Genomic DNA, 929 nt, shown 5'->3' on the forward strand with positions numbered 1-929 from the left:
AAATCGTCAATTCACACGTAGAATTCACGATTATCAATTATTTACATTAATTTTATTAGTTAATCCCGGAAATGGATGGATTAAAGTAAATCGAAGAGTTAAACAAGTTGTTTATACGTAATACATGAAAATCGTAAGAAGAGTTAATTGGAGATATTAATATAAATCGATCGGAAAAATAATTTCTCGTTTATATTTTGCGTTTCAATAAGATTGCGTTTTTCGTTTTTTTTTCCTTCCTCGATCATTTAAATTATGATAATTAAATTAATTAAATTGGGTTAGATCAATTAGATCGTTAGATAATTAGAAATTAGATCAATTTAATTAGATTAATGAATTTAAATTGATGGAAAATAAACGTTTGAGAAGTTAACTTACTCGTTGCTTTGATGGCCGCTTCGAAATCGCAATTTTCTCCATCTTCGATTTGATATTGAATCGAAATTTTTCGATTCAATTTCTTCTCTTTAGATTCCTCCCCATTGAAATTATTATCATTATCATTATTATCATTATTGATTTCGGATTCCGAAACTATTTCGAAATCGATTGCTTTTATCGAAGAATTTCGCTCGCTTTTAATTTCCGATCCGATTTCGATCACGCTGACGGTGTAATTTCCCGATTTCTTTTTGAAAAATTTATTTTTCATTTTGGATGTTAAAACCGAATCAGATTCACTTCCTGCTTTTCATTTTGAATCATTCTTATTTAGGGAGAAAAAAATCCGGACGAAAAAAGAAAAGTTAATCGAATTTGGATTGCGCCGATGCAGCCGAAAAAATTTTTTTTTACGTGAATCGCGGCATCCCGGATAAGGCGAAACTGGCAGCAGAAGAAGTGGCAGCAGCAGCAGCAGCAGCAGCATCAGCGGCGGCGGCGGCGACAAAATCGAGCATCAATTTCGGAATGTTTGTCCGCGATAA

This window comes from Sodalis-like endosymbiont of Proechinophthirus fluctus, from assembly GCF_001602625.1.
Taxonomy (GTDB): Bacteria; Pseudomonadota; Gammaproteobacteria; order Enterobacterales; family Enterobacteriaceae.